At 67.4% G+C, this 16,225-nt stretch carries 17 protein-coding genes; 14 read left to right on the top strand and 3 right to left on the bottom strand.

The features are described 5' to 3' along the window. The first annotated feature begins 2 nt into the window (after nt 1–2). From ACFWZ3_RS06595 to radA, 5 genes are all read left to right on the top strand, one after another. Nucleotides 3–269 carry a DksA/TraR family C4-type zinc finger protein gene (locus ACFWZ3_RS06595; protein WP_209621098.1) on the top strand — a complete coding sequence of 89 codons (267 nt, stop codon included), beginning with the start codon at nt 3–5 and terminating at the stop codon, nt 267–269. A gap of 151 nt (nt 270–420) precedes the next feature. Then, nucleotides 421–1,281: an aldo/keto reductase gene (locus ACFWZ3_RS06590; protein ID WP_439706941.1), complete on the top strand. Its 861-nt coding sequence runs from the start codon at nt 421–423 to the stop codon at nt 1,279–1,281. Between the two features lie 364 nt (nt 1,282–1,645). Then, the gene (locus tag ACFWZ3_RS06585; protein WP_439706940.1) at nt 1,646–3,043 is read left to right on the top strand and encodes a replicative DNA helicase; all 1,398 of its coding nucleotides are present in this window, start codon (nt 1,646–1,648) and stop codon (nt 3,041–3,043) included. 103 nt (nt 3,044–3,146) lie between these two features. After that, a complete protein-coding gene (alr, locus tag ACFWZ3_RS06580; protein WP_439706939.1) occupies nt 3,147–4,235 on the top strand; it encodes an alanine racemase in 1,089 nt (362 codons plus the stop codon). Nucleotides 4,236–4,406: 171 nt separating this feature from the next. Then, entirely contained in the window at nt 4,407–5,798 is a 1,392-nt protein-coding gene (gene radA, locus ACFWZ3_RS06575; RefSeq protein ID WP_439706938.1) for a DNA repair protein RadA, read from the top strand. Nucleotides 5,799–5,825: 27 nt separating this feature from the next. Here the strand turns inward: radA and ACFWZ3_RS06570 are convergent, their stop codons facing one another. Together ACFWZ3_RS06570 and ACFWZ3_RS06565 are read right to left on the bottom strand one after the other, a co-directional pair. Further along, nucleotides 5,826–6,887: an alpha/beta hydrolase gene (locus tag ACFWZ3_RS06570; RefSeq protein ID WP_439706937.1), complete on the bottom strand. Its 1,062-nt coding sequence runs from the start codon at nt 6,885–6,887 to the stop codon at nt 5,826–5,828. Between the two features lie 113 nt (nt 6,888–7,000). After that, nucleotides 7,001–7,819, bottom strand: coding sequence for a cytochrome C assembly family protein (locus ACFWZ3_RS06565; RefSeq protein ID WP_439706936.1), 819 nt, complete (start codon nt 7,817–7,819; stop codon nt 7,001–7,003). Between the two features lie 134 nt (nt 7,820–7,953). Here ACFWZ3_RS06565 and ACFWZ3_RS06560 point away from each other — a divergent pair, with 134 nt between their 5' ends. The 9 genes from ACFWZ3_RS06560 to rplS all read left to right on the top strand — a co-directional run bounded on the left by ACFWZ3_RS06560 (nt 7,954) and on the right by rplS (nt 14,000). After that, nucleotides 7,954–8,241 (top strand): autorepressor SdpR family transcription factor, encoded by a 288-nt coding sequence (locus ACFWZ3_RS06560; protein WP_439706935.1) that lies wholly within the window; start codon nt 7,954–7,956, stop codon nt 8,239–8,241. Further along, nucleotides 8,238–8,534: a DUF1648 domain-containing protein gene (locus tag ACFWZ3_RS06555; RefSeq protein WP_439706934.1), complete on the top strand. Its 297-nt coding sequence runs from the start codon at nt 8,238–8,240 to the stop codon at nt 8,532–8,534. Before ACFWZ3_RS06560 ends, ACFWZ3_RS06555 begins: the two co-directional genes overlap by 4 nt. Further along, nucleotides 8,531–8,881, top strand: coding sequence for an SdpI family protein (locus ACFWZ3_RS06550; RefSeq protein ID WP_439706933.1), 351 nt, complete (start codon nt 8,531–8,533; stop codon nt 8,879–8,881). The genes ACFWZ3_RS06555 and ACFWZ3_RS06550 overlap by 4 nt, the downstream gene beginning before the upstream one ends. Before the next feature lie 44 nt (nt 8,882–8,925). Next, the gene (locus tag ACFWZ3_RS06545) at nt 8,926–10,308 is read left to right on the top strand and encodes an alpha/beta hydrolase family protein (RefSeq protein WP_439706932.1); all 1,383 of its coding nucleotides are present in this window, start codon (nt 8,926–8,928) and stop codon (nt 10,306–10,308) included. Nucleotides 10,309–10,465: 157 nt separating this feature from the next. Continuing rightward, complete coding sequence (gene ffh, locus ACFWZ3_RS06540) at nt 10,466–11,848, top strand: signal recognition particle protein (RefSeq protein WP_439706931.1); 1,383 nt, start codon at nt 10,466–10,468, stop codon at nt 11,846–11,848. Nucleotides 11,849–12,000: 152 nt separating this feature from the next. Next, nucleotides 12,001–12,258: a 30S ribosomal protein S16 gene (gene rpsP, locus ACFWZ3_RS06535; protein WP_091333189.1), complete on the top strand. Its 258-nt coding sequence runs from the start codon at nt 12,001–12,003 to the stop codon at nt 12,256–12,258. 2 nt (nt 12,259–12,260) lie between these two features. After that, nucleotides 12,261–12,776 (top strand): ribosome maturation factor RimM, encoded by a 516-nt coding sequence (gene rimM / locus ACFWZ3_RS06530; protein ID WP_439706930.1) that lies wholly within the window; start codon nt 12,261–12,263, stop codon nt 12,774–12,776. Between the two features lie 14 nt (nt 12,777–12,790). Beyond that, entirely contained in the window at nt 12,791–13,573 is a 783-nt protein-coding gene (trmD, locus tag ACFWZ3_RS06525; protein ID WP_439706929.1) for a tRNA (guanosine(37)-N1)-methyltransferase TrmD, read from the top strand. A gap of 25 nt (nt 13,574–13,598) precedes the next feature. After that, nucleotides 13,599–14,000 (top strand): 50S ribosomal protein L19, encoded by a 402-nt coding sequence (rplS, locus tag ACFWZ3_RS06520; RefSeq protein WP_439706928.1) that lies wholly within the window; start codon nt 13,599–13,601, stop codon nt 13,998–14,000. 147 nt (nt 14,001–14,147) lie between these two features. On the opposite strand, the gene ACFWZ3_RS06515 is transcribed toward rplS, so the two are convergent. Beyond that, on the bottom strand, nt 14,148–16,187 hold the full coding sequence (locus tag ACFWZ3_RS06515; protein ID WP_439706927.1) for an EAL domain-containing protein: 2,040 nt from the start codon (nt 16,185–16,187) through the stop codon (nt 14,148–14,150). Nucleotides 16,188–16,225: the final 38 nt, after the last annotated feature.

Genomic DNA, 16,225 nt, shown 5'->3' with positions numbered 1-16,225 from the left:
CCATGGCCATCGGTTGGGCCGGCGACGGCGCCGTACAGGACCAGATCGACGCGACCGTCAAGGACGCGATCAAGCGCGCGCGCAGCAAGCTGCCGCAAGGGCCGAGCCTGAGTCATTGCGAGGAATGCGATGCGCCCATCCCCGAGGCGCGGCGCAAGGCCGTACCCGGCGTGCGGCTGTGCGTGGCCTGCCAGGAAGCACAGGACAAGGCGCAGCACGCGGTGAGTGGCTACAACCGCCGCGGCAGCAAGGACAGCCAACTGCGCTAGGGGCGCTTTCCGGCCACCCACCGAGCCACGAGCGCGGCCGCAGAGCCGGCTTTCGTGCCGGAAACGGTTGTGCCGAGGCATGCCACGCGTGCTTGCCTCGTCGTCGCGTGCCCCCATAACCGGAGGTCTGCGCCCGACCAGGAGAGTCTCCATGCAAGATCCCAACGCTGCGGCTGCCGGACAGTTCAAGATCGGCGGTGACATCATGGTCAACCGACTGGGCTTCGGCGCCATGCGCGTCACCGGCAAGGGCATCTGGGGCGAGTCGGCCGATCCCGAGGGCGCCCGCGCCACCCTGCGCGCACTGCCCGGGCTTGGCGTCAACCTGATCGACACCGCCGACAGCTACGGCCCGTTCGTGAGCGAGGACCTGATCCGCGAGGTGCTGCACCCGTACAAGGGCATGCTGATCGCAACCAAGGGTGGCCTGACCCGTCACGGCCCCGACATCTGGGCGCCGGTGGGTCGGCCCGAATACTTGCGTCAGTGCGTGCTGATGAGCCTGCGCCGGCTGGACGTGGAGCGCATCGACCTTTGGCAGCTCCACCGCATCGATGCCAAGGTGCCGCGCGAGGAGCAGTTCGAGGTCATCGCCGAGATGTGCAAGGAGGGCCTCATCCGGCATGTGGGCCTGAGCGAAGTCGGAGTCGAGGAGATCGAGGCCGCGCGCAAGCATTTTCCCGTCGCCACCGTGCAGAACCTCTACAACCTGGCCAACCGCAAGAGCGAGGCGGTGCTGGGCTTTTGCGAACAGCAGGGTATCGGTTTCATCCCCTGGTACCCGTTGGCCGCCGGCGACCTCGCTGCGCCAGACTCGGTGCTGAGCCGCATTGCCCAGCGCCTGGGCGCCAGCAACGGCCAGGTCGCCCTGGCCTGGCTGCTCAAGCGCTCGCCGGTGATGTTGCCGATTCCGGGGACGTCGAAGGTGGAGCACCTGCGCGAGAACGTGGGGGCGGCGCAGTTGGAACTGTCCGACGAGGACTATCGGGCGCTGGAGGCGGCTGCTCGCTGACGGGCCAGCGAAAGCGCGCGCGTATCCGGCGCAGAGCGCCCCCATCCGCCTGTCGGCACCTTCCCCCGTGTTCACGGGGGAAGGCTCGGATTGCGGCACGCGCCTTGAATCCTCCCCTTTACGGGGCGGGTTCGGAGCGCGGCGCTGCGCTTTGCAATCCTTCCCCCGTTCACGGGGGAAGGTGCCCGAAGGGCGGATGGGGGAAGCCTTGCGATGAACCTGCCCCGGCGCGTTATCCACCGCTCCCCACAGCTTATCCACAGACTTATTGTCTCGTCGGCTGAGAACCTGCCGCGTATCCTCTTCGCTCATGTGCCGCCGCCAATTGCCGGCGGCACGGCAAGTCTGCGAGGAAACCCGACCCATGTCCTTCGTCCCCGAGCGCAAGAGCGGCCACGGCTCCGCCATCGAGGCGCTGCGCGTGCCGCCGCACTCCATTGACGCCGAACAGGCGGTGCTGGGCGGCCTGATGCTCGCGCCCGATGCGCTGGACAAGGTCGCCGACCGCCTGGGCGAGGGCGACTTCTACCGCAAGGACCACCGCCTGATCTGGCGCGCCATCAACGAGCTGGCCAACAAGGGCATGCCCTGCGACGCGGTGACCCTGGGCGACTGGTTCGAGGCCAACGACCTGGCCGAGATGGTCGGCGGCGCGAGCTACCTGATCGAGCTGGCCAATGCCACGCCGAGCGCGGCCAACATCGGCGCCTACGCCGACATCGTGCGCGAGAAGTCGATCCTGCGGCAGCTGATCGATGCCGGCACCGGCATCACCGAGGACGGCTACCGGCCCGAGGGCAAGAGCGTGCATGAGGTGCTGGAGAGCGCCGAGCAGGCGGTCTTCAAGATCGCCGAGTCGGGCGCGCGCGGCAAGAAGGACTCGGTGTCCATGCGCGACGCCGTCAAGGACGCCTTCCGCCTGCTCACCGAGCGCTACGAGAACCGCGGCCAGCTCACCGGCATCTCCACCGGCTTCAACGACCTGGATGAACTCACCTCCGGCCTGCAGCCGTCGGACCTGATCATCGTCGCGGCGCGTCCCTCGATGGGCAAGACCGCGTTCTCGGTGAACATCGCCGAGGCCGCCGCCCTGCGCGGCAAGAAGGCGGTGGTGATCTTCTCGATGGAAATGTCCGCCTCGCAGCTGGCGTTGCGATTGATCTCCTCGATCGGCCGCATCCACGCCCAGCACCTGCGCAACGGCGACCTCTCCGAGGAAGACTGGCCGCGCGTCACCAACGCCATCGCGATCCTCTCCGAGGCCAAGATATTCATCGACGACACGCCGGGCCTCTCGCCGGTGGAACTGCGCTCGCGCGCGCGCCGCCTGCACCGCGAGCACGGTGGACTGGGCCTGATCGTGATCGACTACCTGCAGCTGATGCAGGTGCCCGGGAACAAGGAGAATCGCGCCACCGAGATTTCAGAAATCTCGCGTTCACTCAAGGGCCTCGCCAAGGAGTTGAACGTGCCGGTGATCGCCCTGTCGCAGTTGAACCGATCGCTGGAACAGCGCGCCGACAAGCGCCCGATGATGTCCGACCTGCGCGAGTCGGGCGCCATCGAGCAGGACGCGGACGTGATCATGTTCATCTACCGCGACGAGTACTACAACAAGGAATCCCCGGACAAAGGCCTGGCCGAGATCATCATCGGCAAGCAGCGAAACGGCCCGACCGACACCGTGAAGCTCACCTTCCTGGGCCACTACACCAAGTTCGAGAATTACGCGGCCGACTCGTTCGTCGGCTCATTCGATTGAGAGCCGGGAATAGGGAATCGTCAATCGGGAATGGCAAAAGTTGTCCGCTTTGTCCTTGCTTCCAACGATGCCTTATTTCCCATTTCCGATTCCCGTACATCAAATGAGTCGCACCACCACCGCCACCATCCACCTGGGCGCCCTGCGCCACAACCTCGCCCGCATCAAGGCGATGGCCGGCCCGGCGCGCGTCATGGCGGTGGTCAAGGCCGATGCCTATGGTCACGGCCTGGAGCGCGTGGCCCGCGCGCTGGATGCGGAGGCCGAATGCTTCGCCGTCGCTGCGCTGGGCGACGGCCTGCGCCTGCGCGCGGCAGGCCATCGCCAGCGCATCGTGGTGTTGTCCGGCCCCGACCAGCCGGGCGACATCGCGGAGATGCAGCGCCTGCAACTGGACGCAGCCATCCACCACGAGGCCCAGCTGCACTGGTTGGCCGAGGCGCGCCCGGGACGCGGCCGCCTGCGCGTGTGGCTGAAAATCGATAGCGGCATGCACCGCCTCGGCTTCGCCTGCGAGCGCGTGGCCGGGGTGCACGCGCAGTTGGCTGCGATGCCGGGGCTCGATCCGGAAATCGGCCTGCTCAGCCATTTTTCCGATTCCGAAGTCTTCGACGGCGACCAGACCCGAGCACAGATCGAACGTTTTGCCGAGGCGACCCGTGGACTGGACGGCCCGCGCTCACTGTCCAACTCTGCCGCCGTGCTCGGCTGGCCGCAGGCGCGTGCCGATTGGGTTCGCACCGGCGGGCTGCTGTATGGGCTGTCGGTGGTCGAGGGCAAGAGCGGCGCGAACTTCGGCTTCCGTCCGGCGATGACGCTGGCCACGCGACTGATCGCCATCAACCGCATCGGCAAAGGCGAACCGATCGGCTACAACGGCACCTGGACCTGTCCGGAGGACATGCCCGTCGGCGTCGCCGCCGTCGGCTACGGCGATGGTTACCCGCGCAGCGCCGCCAGCGGCACGCCCGTGCTGGTCGGCGACACCCGCGTGCCGCTGATCGGCCGCGTGTCGATGGACCTGATCACGCTGGACCTGCGACAGGCGCCATGCGCGAAGGTGGGCGACCGCGTCACCCTTTGGGGCGAGGGCCTGCCTGTGGAGACCATCGCCCCCCACGCCGGCACCATCAGCTATGACCTCACCTGCGGCATGACTCGCCGCGTGCTTTTCGTCGAAGACGAAAGCTGACGCATCCGCCGCCCCCACGTAGGAGCGCACCCTGTGCGCGATCGCCATGCACGGCCATGCCGCGCGGTCGCGCACAGGGTGCGCTCCTACAGGCGAAACCGGTACCCGCTGTCTCGCCCCGTGCGAGCCCGGCGGGCTAAGCTCCTCGCCTTCGACCACCGGAACATCTCCATGGCCAAAGCCAAGACCGCCTACGTCTGCACCGATTGCGGCGCCGAGCACTCCAAGTGGCAGGGCCAGTGCGTCGAATGCGGTGTGTGGAACACGCTGAGCGAGGTCGTGCTGGCGCCGGCGTCCATCGCGAAAGCCTCGGTCGGTGCGCAGCGCTCCAGCTATGCCGGCAACGCGGCCGGCGCGGCGAAAGTCACGCCGCTCACCGCCGTCGCAGCCACCACGGAGGCGCGCACGCACACCGGCATCGGCGAGCTCGATCGCGTGCTCGGCGGCGGCCTGGTACAGGGCTCGGTGGTATTGATCGGTGGCGACCCGGGCATCGGCAAGTCCACGTTGCTGCTGCAGATGCTGGGCACGCTGGGCGCGCACCTGGCGAGTGTCTACGTCACCGGCGAGGAATCGCTCTCGCAGGTGGCCGCGCGCGCACAGCGTCTGGGCCTGCCGCTCGAGCCGCTGCAGGCGCTGGCCGAAACCTGCATCGAGCGCATCCTCGAGCAGGCCATCGCCACGCGGCCGCACGTGCTGGTGATCGACTCGATCCAGACGATCTGGACGGAGTTGCTCACCGCGGCGCCTGGTTCGGTGAGCCAGGTACGCGAGTCGGCGGCCAAGCTGACGCGATTCGCCAAGGAAACCGGGACCTCCGTGTTCCTGGTCGGTCACGTCACCAAGGAAGGCGGCATCGCCGGTCCGCGCGTGCTCGAACACATGGTCGATGCGGTGCTGTACTTCGAGGGCGAGTCGGGTAGCCGTTTCCGCGTGCTGCGCGCGTTCAAGAACCGCTTCGGCGCGGTCAACGAACTGGGCGTGTTCGCCATGTCCGACAAGGGCTTGCGCGAGGTACCCAACCCGTCGGCGATCTTCCTCTCCGCGCACAGCGGACCGACCTCCGGCAGCGCGGTCATGGTCACTCGCGAGGGCACTCGTCCGCTGCTGGTGGAGGTGCAGGCGCTGGTCGACCAGAGTTCGCTGGGCAACCCGCGGCGCGTGGCGCTGGGCCTGGAGCAGAACCGCCTGGCCATGCTGCTGGCCGTATTGCATCGCCACGGCGGAATCGCGGCCTACGACCAGGACGTGTTCGTCAACGTGGTCGGCGGCATCCGCGTGCAGGAAACCGCGGCTGACCTGCCGGTGCTGCTCGCCGTGCTGTCCTCACTGCGCGACCGCCCGCTGCCGGACAAGACCATCGCCTTTGGCGAGGTCGGCCTCTCCGGCGAGATCCGCCCCGTGCCCAACGGCGAGGAGCGCCTGAAGGAAGCCGCCACGCACGGCTTCCGCCGGGCCATCGTGCCCAAGGCGAACGCGCCGAAGAAGGGCAAGGTGGGTGAGATGGAAGTGATTGGCGTGGAGCGTCTGTCACAGGCCATCGATGCCTGCCGCGACGCGTAGCAGCGCAATCCGTCGACCGGGTATTGCCTATTGGGTGATAGTCGTGCCCAGACCCGGTTGATCGCGCCCCGTCCGGAGGGATTGGACGAGGGATCTGGCTTCGCGCACCACCAGCGCCGGACGGTCGAAGTGGATGTAGTGGCTGCTGCCCTGGGCGATGATCCGCCGGCCACGGCTGGAGAGATGCACGAGCGCTTCCTGCGCAGCGTCGTGGTTGCGGCCGTCTTGTTCCAGCTCGGTCTTTGGTACCGCGGCGGCCAGATTGTGCGGAGGCGGCAGATGGGTGTCGCGCGAGAGCACCACGATCGGCAGATCGTCGAGGCCTTCGGCGCGCTCGACTTCGCTCACCGCCAACGGCCATGCCTTGCTTTCGGCTTTGTAAGCGGTCACGTAGCTTGGCTTGCAGGCGTCCGCGCGCCACAGATTCGCGGTGGCGTCGAACCCTGGGGGCGGCGTGGAGCAGTCACCCAGGAGGCGCGGGATGCCGAGTGCGATGGCCATCTGGAAGATCGTCACTTCCAGGCCCTCGTGATGGACGAGTGCGGCCAGATGTGGCGGCGTCTTTTCGGGCATCGTTGCGTCCACGAACACGAGCCCTTGGACCTGGTCGGGGTAGCGTGCCCTGTACCCTCGGATGTACAGGCCCCCAGCCGAGTGACCCAGCAACACCAGTGGGCCATCGATGCCCGCCTTTGCCAGCAGGCCATGGAGCTGCGAGGCGATGTGCTCCGAGTCGCGCGGACCCTCCGTCGCTTCGCTCCATCCCAGACCGGCGCGGTCGTAGGAGCACACGCGCGTCGTTCGCGACAGGGCTGGTTGAACTTTGCCCCACACGAGGAAGCTTTCGGCCCGGCCCGATTCGAGCACGACGGTGGGTGAGCCTGCACCCAGGCAATAGAGGTGCATGGCATGCCCGTCCACCGCGTAGATCTTTCCCGGCGGCGGATAGGCCGCCCGCAACCGATGCAGTTCCAGCGTGTTGTAGAGAGCGCCGGACGCGGCCAGCAGAATGACCAGCCCGCCCAGGCCCAAGGCAGTCTGGCGCATGATGCGGCGTACGCGCCCTTCGGGCTTTCGGTTTTGCTGCATGCGGCCCCCGTTTCCTTGCCTGGTCCTGACGACTATAGGCAGCCAGGTCGGGCCTGCCGGTCGAGTTGCGGCGGGACGGTAGGTGGGGGCGGTGAGCCGAAGCCCACCCGGGATTACAGGCGAGGCAGCGGCCGGTGCAGCACCAGTTCCAGTACGAACTTCGAGCCGAAAAACGCCAGCACCAGCACTGCCATGCCGATCAACGTGAGGTTGACCGCGCGGCGCCCGCGCCAGCCGAAACGCCAGCGCCCGTAAAGCAGCACGCCGAACACCAGCCACGCGACGATCGAAAGCACCGTCTTGTGCACGAGGTGCTGGCCGAACAGGTTGCCCACGAACAGCGCGCCGGTGACCAGCGTCAAGGTGAGCAGGGCGAATCCCGCACCGATCACGCGGAACAGCAGCGTCTCGGTCAACGTCAGCGGCGGCAGCGCACGCAGCCACGGCCCGAACTGACGGTGGCGCAGGCCGCGTTCCTGCACGGCCAGGCCCAGCGCCAGCACCGCGGCGATCGACAGCAGGCTGAAGGCCACCAGCGCCACCGTTACGTGCAGCTTGATCTGCCAGTCCATCGCCACCGGAATGGTCGCTGGCGCCAGGAAACTGTCGATCGCCACGAGCACCGCCGCCAGGGGAAACACCACTACGCCCAGCGCGGCGACCGGCCGGCTCAGGTTGACGAACAGGGTCAGTGCCGACACCACGCAGGCAACCAGCGAAAGCGCGGCGAAGAAATGCAGGTCCAGCGCGCCGCGGTGCATGCCCAGCAGCACGCCCGCGTGCGCCAGCACGGCCAGCATTGCCACCGCGAGGGCAGGGCGCTGCCAGGCGACCGACGGCGTGGCCGCCTGATGCCGGAACAGCGGCCACGCCAGCAGGCCGGAGGCAAGCAGGTAGCAGGCGATGGCGAGGATCGAGAGGGCGGACACCATGACGTGCAAGTGTGGCATAGCGCCCGGCCGGGGTGAACGCGGTCGCGGTCGGCCGACGGGACCATGCCGGAAGTGGGGTTGAGATATTTAGAGAAATATCTAAATATATGAGCCATCGAAGTACGGGCGGACCAATGAAGCAGCAGGAAGTCTTCAAGGCGATGGCCGATCCCACCCGTCGCGCGATCCTCAAGCGGCTGCAGGGCGGTGCGCTCACGGCCGGCGAGATCGGCGCGCACTTCGACATCACCCCGGCGTCGCTGTCGCACCACTTCGCGGTGCTCAAGCAGGCCGACCTGGTGCGCACCGAACGGCGCGGCCAGTACATCGTCTATTCGTTGAACAGCACCGTGTTCGAGGACCTGGCCCGGATGCTGATGGATCTGTTCCCCGCCAAGCCCAAATCCGGAGGCAAGCGATGAAACCCTCGCGCACAGTGATCGTCTCGGGCTTGTTCGTGCTGATCGCGGTGGCCGTTGGGTTATGGGCCTATCCGCGCCTTCCCGCGCTGGTGCCCACGCACTGGGACCTGCATGGCCAGCCCACCCGGTGGACGCCGCGGTTCTGGTCGGCGTTCCTGCCGGCGATGCTGCTGGTGGGCATCGCGTTACTTGCGGCATTGCTGCCGCGGATCGCGCCACGCCAGTTCGACTCCCCATCCAGCGTCAGGGTGTTCGACATCGCGATGTTGGCTACCCAGGCGGCCGGCTGGTGATCGACCTGGCGATCCTGCTGGGCAGCGCCGGCCATCCGATGCCGGTCGTGCCGATCGCGCTGGTCGCGCTGGGCGTGCTTTTCATGGTGATCGGCAATTACATGGGCAAGTTGCGCCGCAACGCCTTCTTCGGCATCCGCACGCCCTGGACGCTTTCCAGCGACGCGGTGTGGGAGCGCACCCATCGTATCGGCGGGTGGGTCATGTTGCTGGGCGGGCTTGGCGCGGTGATCGGCGCGCTGGCGGGCGCGCCCCACTGGTTGCCGGTTGGCTTGCTCGTCCTGGCTGGCCTGGCGCCGGTTGCCTACTCGTACTGGATCCATCGCGAGCTTGCGTCGCGCGATTGATCGTCATGCCGCCATGCGGTCCATGTTGCAGAAGGAGATTGCCCATGTTGTTGCGAACCACTGTCCTGGCCGCGCTCGGTTCCGCTGCGCTGCTTTGTTCCGGCCAGGTGCTGGCCGAGTCGCCCTCGGCGGCGTGCGGCACCCATACGGCGGCCCTCGCCGATGCCCTTGGGCACGGCGACTTCGCCAAGGCGGGCGCGGATTTCACCCCGGAGCTGGCGGGCAAGCTCGATGCGAAGGCGCTCGGGCACGTATGGGCCACGCTGCAGACGCAGTCCGGTGCCTATCGCGACCACGAGGCGCCGCTGGTGCGGGCCAACGTGATGAGCACCGATCTGGTCTTCGCCAAGGGCACGCAGGTCATGCTGACCCGCTGCGATTCGCAGGACCGGATCGAAACGGTGCGGATCATGCCCAAGGCGATGGCCGGGCTGCTCTCGCATGCGGTCAAGCCGCATCCGGAGGAACCGCACGCGCTGGCCGGCGGCGGTCGCGTGTTGCGGCTGGACGTACCTTCGCCGGCAGGCCCGCTGTTCGGCGCGCTCACGCTGCCGGCCGGCGAGGGGCCGTTTCCGGCGGTGGTGCTGGTATCGGGCTCGGGCGACAACGACCGCGACGAGCTGATCGGGCCGAACAGGCCCTTCCGGGACATCGCCGAGGGCCTGGCCCGCCTGGGCATCGCCTCCCTTCGCTACGACAAGCGCAACTTCGACTACAACCAGACTTGGGGTGACAAGACCGGGCGCGTGATCGACTCGGAAGTCACCGACGATGCCGTGACCGCCGCGCGCCTGCTGGCGAAACAGCCGCACGTCGACGCCCACCGCGTGTTCGTGGTCGGCCACAGCCTGGGCGCGATGATGGCGCCGCGCATCGGCCGTCGCGATCCGCAACTGGCCGGCCTTGTGCTGATGGCCGGGCCGGCGCGGCACATCCTGGACGCACTCGAGCAGCAGGCGCGCGAGCAGTCGATCCGGGCCGGCCTGTCGGCCGAGGATGTCCGGAAGAGCGTGCAGGCCGTCACCGACGAGAAAGCATTGCTGGCCAAGGTCGGGCCTGGCCAGGACGCGCCGGCGGGAAACTTCAGCAACGCACCGCAGACTTACTGGTTGAGCTGGCAACGGGTCGATCCGCTGGCCGACGCGCGGGCGCTGTCGATGCCGATGCTGTTCTTGCAGGGTGCGAGTGATTTCCAGGTGTCGCCCACGCTGGACTTCGGACGGTGGAAGGAGGCGCTGGGCCAGCGTGACAACACCGCCTTCCACTTGTATCCCGGCCTGAGTCACTTGTTCATGCCTGCCGGCAAGACCGGCACCATCGCCGACTACACGGCACCGGCGACGGTCGATCCGAAGGTCATCACCGACCTGGCGACGTGGATCAAGGCCCAGCCCGCTCTGGAAAAGACCGCCAGCGCAGCACCGTAAACGGGCGTGGGGGGGGGGGGGGGGGGGCCCCCCCCCCCCCCCCCCCCCGCCAGGGCCGACCCGTAGCCGGGCGTGCGGCGGCCGCTTGAGCGGCCGCCGCAAAACCGTGCCTCCGGGCCGGCTATAATCTGGTGTTTCCCTCTGTCGTGCCGATCCCATGTTCGAGTCGCTCAGCCAACGCCTTTCCGCCACCGTCAACCGCCTGCGCGGTCGCGGCCGGCTGACCGAGGAAAACATCCGCGAGTCCCTGCGCGAGGTGCGCATCGCGCTGCTGGAGGCGGACGTCGCGCTGCCGGTGGTGCAGGCGCTAATCGAGCGGGTGAAGGTACGCGCGGTCGGCCAGGAGGTCCTGAAGAGCCTCTCGCCCGGCCAGGCGCTGGTGAAGGTGGTCAGCGACGAGCTGACCAAGGTCATGGGTACGGCCAACGCCGAGCTCAGCCTCGCCCAGCAACCGCCCGCGGTGGTGCTGATGGCCGGCCTGCAGGGCGCGGGCAAGACCACCACGGTGGCCAAGCTCGCCCGCTTCCTGACCGAGCGCAAGAAAAAGAAGGTGATGGTGGTCAGCTGTGACGTCTACCGTCCGGCAGCCATCGAGCAGCTGCGCACGCTGGCCGAGCAGGTCGGCGTGAGCTTCTTCCCGTCCGAGGCGGGGCAGAACCCGGTCGACATCGCCAAGGCCGCGATCGCCGCCGCCCGCCGCGAAGTGGTCGACGTGCTGCTGGTCGACACCGCCGGCCGCCTGCACATCGATGAAGCGATGATGGGCGAGATCAAGGCGCTGCACGCCGCGATCACGCCGGTCGAGACGCTGTTCGTGGTCGACTCGATGACCGGCCAGGACGCGGCCACCACCGCCAAGGCTTTCAGCGAGGCGCTGCCGCTGACCGGCGTGGTGCTGACCAAGACCGACGGCGACGCCCGCGGCGGCGCCGCGCTGTCGGTGCGCTACATCACCGGTCGGCCGATCAAGTTCCTGGGCGCGGGCGAGAAGACCGACGCGCTGGAGCCGTTCCACCCCGATCGCCTGGCCCAACGCATCCTGGGCATGGGCGACGTGCTGTCGCTGGTGGAGGAAGTCGAGCGCAAGGTCGACCAGGAAAAAGCGCAGCAGCTCGCCCAGAAGGTGATGAAGGGCAAGCGCTTCGATCTGAACGACATGCGCGACCAGCTCGAGCAGATGAACAACATGGGCGGCCTGGCCGGCCTGCTGGACAAGCTGCCGGGCGTGGCGAACCTGCCGGACAACGTCAAGTCGAAGGTCAACGACAACGAGATCAAGCGCATGGTCGCGATCATCGGTTCGATGACCAAGAAAGAACGCCGCCATCCCGACCTGCTCAACGGCTCGCGTCGCGCACGCGTGGCGCGCGGTTCGGGTACGCAGCCGGCCGACGTCAACCGCCTGCTCAAGCAGTACATGCAGATGGAGAAGATGATGTCCAAGCTCTCCAAGGGCGGCACCAAGGGCCTGATGCGGCAGATGCGCGGCGCCATGAAGGGCATGGGCGGGATGGGCGGCGGTTTCCCGCCGATGCGCTGAAGCCCCGTGCCTGCGCCGGGCTCCAGGCAAATGGCGTGCCCGGTAGCCTGCAGGTCTTCCATTTTACCGAAAATCCACTAAAATGCCGCGTTTACCGCGCGCGGATCCCGTGCGTGCTGCCGGCACGGCCGGCACCTCTGGAGCTTTTACTTATGGTCAAGATTCGTCTTTCGCGCGGTGGCGCCAAGGGCCGCCCGTTCTACCACGTCGTCGTGACCGACCAGCGCAACAAGCGCGACGGTCGCAGCATCGAGAACGTGGGCTTCTACAACCCGGTCGCGTCCGGCAAGGACAAGCGCCTCGAGCTCAACGTCGAGCGCGTGAACGAGTGGGTGGGCAAGGGTGCCCAGCTGACCGACAAGGTCGCCGCCCTGCTCAAGGAAGCCGGCAAGCAGCAGGCTGCTGCCTAAGCATGGCTACAGCCGGTCGGCGCGTCCTGGTCGGACGCATCGTCGGGCTGTATGGCGTGCAGGGCTGGCTCAAAATCGAATCCTGGACCGAGCCCCGCACGCAGATCTTCAAGTACCAGCCCTGGCTGCTCGAAAAGGCGCCGGGCGAGGTGATGGAAGTTGGCGGTATTACTGGACGTCCGCAGGGCAAGGGGCTGATCTGCCAACTGCCTGGCGTGGACGACCGCGATGCCGCGGCGGCGCTGGTGGGACTGGACATCCATGTCGCCCGCGAGCTGCTGCCGCCTCCGGCCAAAGGCGAGTATTACTGGGTCGACCTCGAGGGGCTTGAGGTCGTCACCACCGAAGGGGTGTTGCTGGGACGGGTAAGCCACCTGTTCGCCACCGGCGCCAACGACGTGGTGGTGGTGAGGGACGGTACGCGCGAGCGGCTGGTGCCCTTCGTCCAGGGGACTTACGTGCGTTCGGTGGATCTTTCCGGCGGGCGCATGGTGGTGGACTGGGATCCGGAGTTCTAGGAATCGAGGATCCGATGCGCATCGACGTCGTCACGCTGTTTCCCGACTTCATGCGCCAGTGCGCCGCCGTCGGTGTGGTAAGACGCGCGCAGCAGCGCCAGTTGCTGCAGGTGGAAACCTGGAACCCGCGCGACTACGCCACCGACAATTACCGCACCGTGGACGGCCGCACCTGCGGCGGCGGGCCCGGGATGGTGATGCTGATCGAACCCTTGCGGGCGGCCATGAAGGCCATGCGCGAGGCGGCGCCGGAACCGGCGCACGTGATTTATCTCAGTCCGCAGGGAGCGCGGCTGACGCAGGGCAGGGTGGAAGCGCTGGCGAAATTGCCGCGCATCGCCTTGCTCTGCGGGCGTTACGAGGGTGTGGACGAACGCCTGCTGGCGCACGAGGTCGACGAGGAGCTCTCCATCGGCGATTATGTGCTGTCCGGGGGCGAGCTGGGCGCCGCGGTGATCATCGACGCGGTCGGCCGGCTGCAGGAAGGCGCGTTGAACGACGCGCAATCCGCCGAGCAGGATTCGTTTTCGAACGGGCTGCTCGATTGTCCGCACTACGCGAAGCCGGTGCACGACGCACTGGGTGACGTGCCGGAAGTGCTGCTCTCCGGCGACCACGCGGCGATCCGCCGCTGGCGCCTGAAGCAGTCGCTGGGACGGACCTGGCTGCGGCGGCCCGACCTTTTGGCGCAATGCGCGCTGGACAAACAGTCCCGCGCATTGCTGGAAGAATTCCGCCGCGAGCATGCTCGGCAAGAGCAGCAGCGGCACGACGAAGCGGCCGTCAAGCCGCAGTAATTGCAAATTTCAATCAGGTGTTGCCATGAACAAGATCATCGAACAGTTCGAAGCCGAGCAGATCACCCGCCAGCTGCCGGAATTCGGCCCCGGCGACACCGTGGTGGTCAACGTCAAGGTGAAGGAAGGCAACCGCGAGCGCGTGCAGGCCTTCGAGGGCATCGTCATCGCCAAGCGCAGCCGCGGCCTGCATTCGGCCTTCACCGTGCGCAAGATCTCGCACGGCACCGGCGTGGAGCGCGTGTTCCAGGCGCACAGCCCGGCGATCGATTCGGTGCAGGTCAAGCGCAAGGGCAAGGTCCGTGGCGCCAAGCTGTACTTCCTGCGCGGCCTGGAAGGCAAGGCTGCCCGCATCAAGGAAGACATCGCCGCCGTGTCTGCTGCCAAGGCTGCTGCCAAGGCTGCTGCTGCCGCCGCCGCCGAGTAAGCGCTGGCATAGCGGTTTACGCGAAAGCCCCGCGGAGCGATCCGCGGGGCTTTCGTTTGCGCGTCAGAAAGTCGAGATCCCTGTCGGAGCACGCCCTGTGCGCGACCGCCATGCGGCAGGCCGGCACAGGTCAGCCTGGCCGGGGGGCTACATCAACCGCTGCGGCTCCTGCAGGAAGTTGCCCTGCACGAAATCCACGCCGCAGGCGAACAGCAGCGAGGTGCTGGTTGCATCCTCGACCCACTCGGCCACGGTCAGTCGCTTCATCTCGTGGGCCTGCACGCAGATCTCCCCGATCTTCTTCTGGTTCTCGGGGTGCTGCGGCAACTGGTTCATGTAGGTGCGGTCGATCTTCAGGTAGTCGGCGTCGATGTGGGTCAGCAACTGGAACGAATTGAGGCCCGAGCCGAACTGCTCCAGCGCAAAGCGCCCGCCCATCTTCTTCCAGCGGGTGATGAACTCCTGCGCCGGACGCAGCAGCGTCACCACCTTGCTCTCGGTCATCTCCAGCACGATCTGGCCCTGGCGCAGCCCGGCGCGCTTGAGTCGGTCTTCCAGCCAGGGCAGGAACGCGGCCTCCTGCATCGACTGGGCCGTGAGCTTGACGAAGAACGTGGTCTGCACGCCCTGGCCGTCGCGCGCCTTGAGCATTTCGATCGCGCGGTTGAGCACCCAGCGGTCGATCGCCGGGGTCAGGCCGTGCTTTTCGGCGATCGGCATGAAGAAGCCAGGCAGCACCTCGCCCTGCGGACCGTTCATGCGCAGCAGCACCTCGGAATATTCGCCCTCGGCGTCCTGCAGGCTGATCGTGTGCTGGTGGTAGAGCACGAAATTGTCTTGTTCCAGCGCCTGCTTGAGCAGCTGCAGCCAGTAACGCTCGCGCTCTTCCTCGGCCTTCTCGCGTGCGGCCGGGTCGTGCAGCTCGCTGCGACCGCCGCCCTGGCTCTGCGCGTTGCGCAGCGCCTGGCTGGCCTGGTTGAGCAGCAGCTCGGCATTGGCATTCTTCTCGCCCAGCAGGCTGCCGCCGATGCTGGCCGTGACCGTGATGGAGCGGGTGCCGGCGTCGAAAATGTCGCTGGCGATGGACTGCAGCACGCCGTCGATCCACTGCTTGATCGCCTCGTCGCTGCGCGACTGGAGCATCACGCCGATGGTGTGCTCGGCCAGCAGGCCGGCCATGTCGGTCTCGCCCAGCAGCGCACTGATGCGGCCCGCGAATGCCGCCAGTAGCTCGTCGGCCTGGCCCAGGCCGATGCCGGCGACGATGGTCTGCCAGTTGTCCGGCTCGATCAGCAGCAGGGTCTGGCCCTTCTTGCCCTTGGCCGCGGCGGCCACGGATTCATCGATGGTCTCGAGCGTGCGGGCGCGGTTGAACAGGCCGGTGACCGGATCGCGCTGCAGTTGTTCGATCAGCGCCGGGTCTACCTGTTGACGGCGGAACACGATTTGCAGGCAGGGTTCGCCCTCGAAGGTGGCGCCGGCGAATTCGACCGTGGCCTTGAAGGTGCTGGCGTCGGCGCGGCGCGCCTGCAGCTCGACCTGGTTGGCCGCCTTTTCCTTGCGCGAATGGGCGCGCAGGAGCCCCTTGAAAGCCTCGGCGTCCGCCGTGCCGATCATGTCCAGCACCGGCAGGCCGAGGAGGTCGTCGAACTCCTCGTAGCCGAAGGTTTCCAGGTAGGCGCGATTGGCGCGCACGTGCATGCCTTCGTGCACGTAGGCGATGGGGTCGGTGGAGGAATCGAGCAGGGCGTCGCAACGACGCTCGGACTCGCGCAGCGCGGCTTCCAGCAGGCGTACCTGGCGGCGTGTGTGCAGCGACTCGAACTCGCGCTGCAGCACCGCGATCAGCTGCTTGGGCTGGGTGCGCAGCGCGGTGCCGCGCACGCCGCCGGCGAACATCTCGGCCACGCTCTGGGTGTCGAGCTGGTTGACCAGCGCCAGCAGTGCCACGTCGCGGCCGTGCGCGTCCAGCAGGTGGGCGACCTCGCGCAGCTCCAGGCCGGCGGCGGGGTCGAACAGCACGATGTCCGGCTCCAGCTCGTCCAGTGCCGCCTGCACCTGGTCGGCCTGGGTCGCCCGCGCGGGACGTACCGCGATGCCGGCGTTGCGCAGCAGGCTGATGATCTGTTCGGCATCCTCGACGGATTTTTCGACGAAGAGGATCTTGATGACGGAGTCTTTTTTCATTGAGCCCTGGCGGCTGCCCGTGGATCGGCGGGATCGCT

Source organism: Frateuria sp. GZRR35 (assembly GCF_051900415.1).
Lineage (GTDB): Bacteria > Pseudomonadota > Gammaproteobacteria > Xanthomonadales > Rhodanobacteraceae > Frateuria_A.
Note: the sequence above shows the minus strand (reverse complement) of the source record. Positions and strands in the feature narration are given on the sequence as shown.

Excerpts from the sequence above, each read along its gene's own strand:
- ffh (WP_439706931.1), top strand. The coding sequence starts at position 10,466 with ATGTTCGAGTCGCTCAGCCAACGCCTTTCCGCCACCGTCAACCGCCTG.
- ACFWZ3_RS06590 (WP_439706941.1), top strand. The coding sequence starts at position 421 with ATGCAAGATCCCAACGCTGCGGCTGCCGGACAGTTCAAGATCGGCGGT.
- alr (WP_439706939.1), top strand. The coding sequence starts at position 3,147 with ATGAGTCGCACCACCACCGCCACCATCCACCTGGGCGCCCTGCGCCAC.
- radA (WP_439706938.1), top strand. The coding sequence starts at position 4,407 with ATGGCCAAAGCCAAGACCGCCTACGTCTGCACCGATTGCGGCGCCGAG.
- ACFWZ3_RS06560 (WP_439706935.1), top strand. The coding sequence starts at position 7,954 with ATGAAGCAGCAGGAAGTCTTCAAGGCGATGGCCGATCCCACCCGTCGC.
- ACFWZ3_RS06555 (WP_439706934.1), top strand. The coding sequence starts at position 8,238 with ATGAAACCCTCGCGCACAGTGATCGTCTCGGGCTTGTTCGTGCTGATC.
- ACFWZ3_RS06515 (WP_439706927.1), bottom strand. The coding sequence starts at position 16,187 with ATGAAAAAAGACTCCGTCATCAAGATCCTCTTCGTCGAAAAATCCGTC.
- ACFWZ3_RS06565 (WP_439706936.1), bottom strand. The coding sequence starts at position 7,819 with ATGGTGTCCGCCCTCTCGATCCTCGCCATCGCCTGCTACCTGCTTGCC.
- ACFWZ3_RS06570 (WP_439706937.1), bottom strand. The coding sequence starts at position 6,887 with ATGCAGCAAAACCGAAAGCCCGAAGGGCGCGTACGCCGCATCATGCGC.
- ACFWZ3_RS06595 (WP_209621098.1), top strand. The coding sequence starts at position 3 with ATGGCCATCGGTTGGGCCGGCGACGGCGCCGTACAGGACCAGATCGAC.
- rimM (WP_439706930.1), top strand. The coding sequence starts at position 12,261 with ATGGCTACAGCCGGTCGGCGCGTCCTGGTCGGACGCATCGTCGGGCTG.
- ACFWZ3_RS06585 (WP_439706940.1), top strand. The coding sequence starts at position 1,646 with ATGTCCTTCGTCCCCGAGCGCAAGAGCGGCCACGGCTCCGCCATCGAG.
- rplS (WP_439706928.1), top strand. The coding sequence starts at position 13,599 with ATGAACAAGATCATCGAACAGTTCGAAGCCGAGCAGATCACCCGCCAG.
- trmD (WP_439706929.1), top strand. The coding sequence starts at position 12,791 with ATGCGCATCGACGTCGTCACGCTGTTTCCCGACTTCATGCGCCAGTGC.
- rpsP (WP_091333189.1), top strand. The coding sequence starts at position 12,001 with ATGGTCAAGATTCGTCTTTCGCGCGGTGGCGCCAAGGGCCGCCCGTTC.
- ACFWZ3_RS06545 (WP_439706932.1), top strand. The coding sequence starts at position 8,926 with ATGTTGTTGCGAACCACTGTCCTGGCCGCGCTCGGTTCCGCTGCGCTG.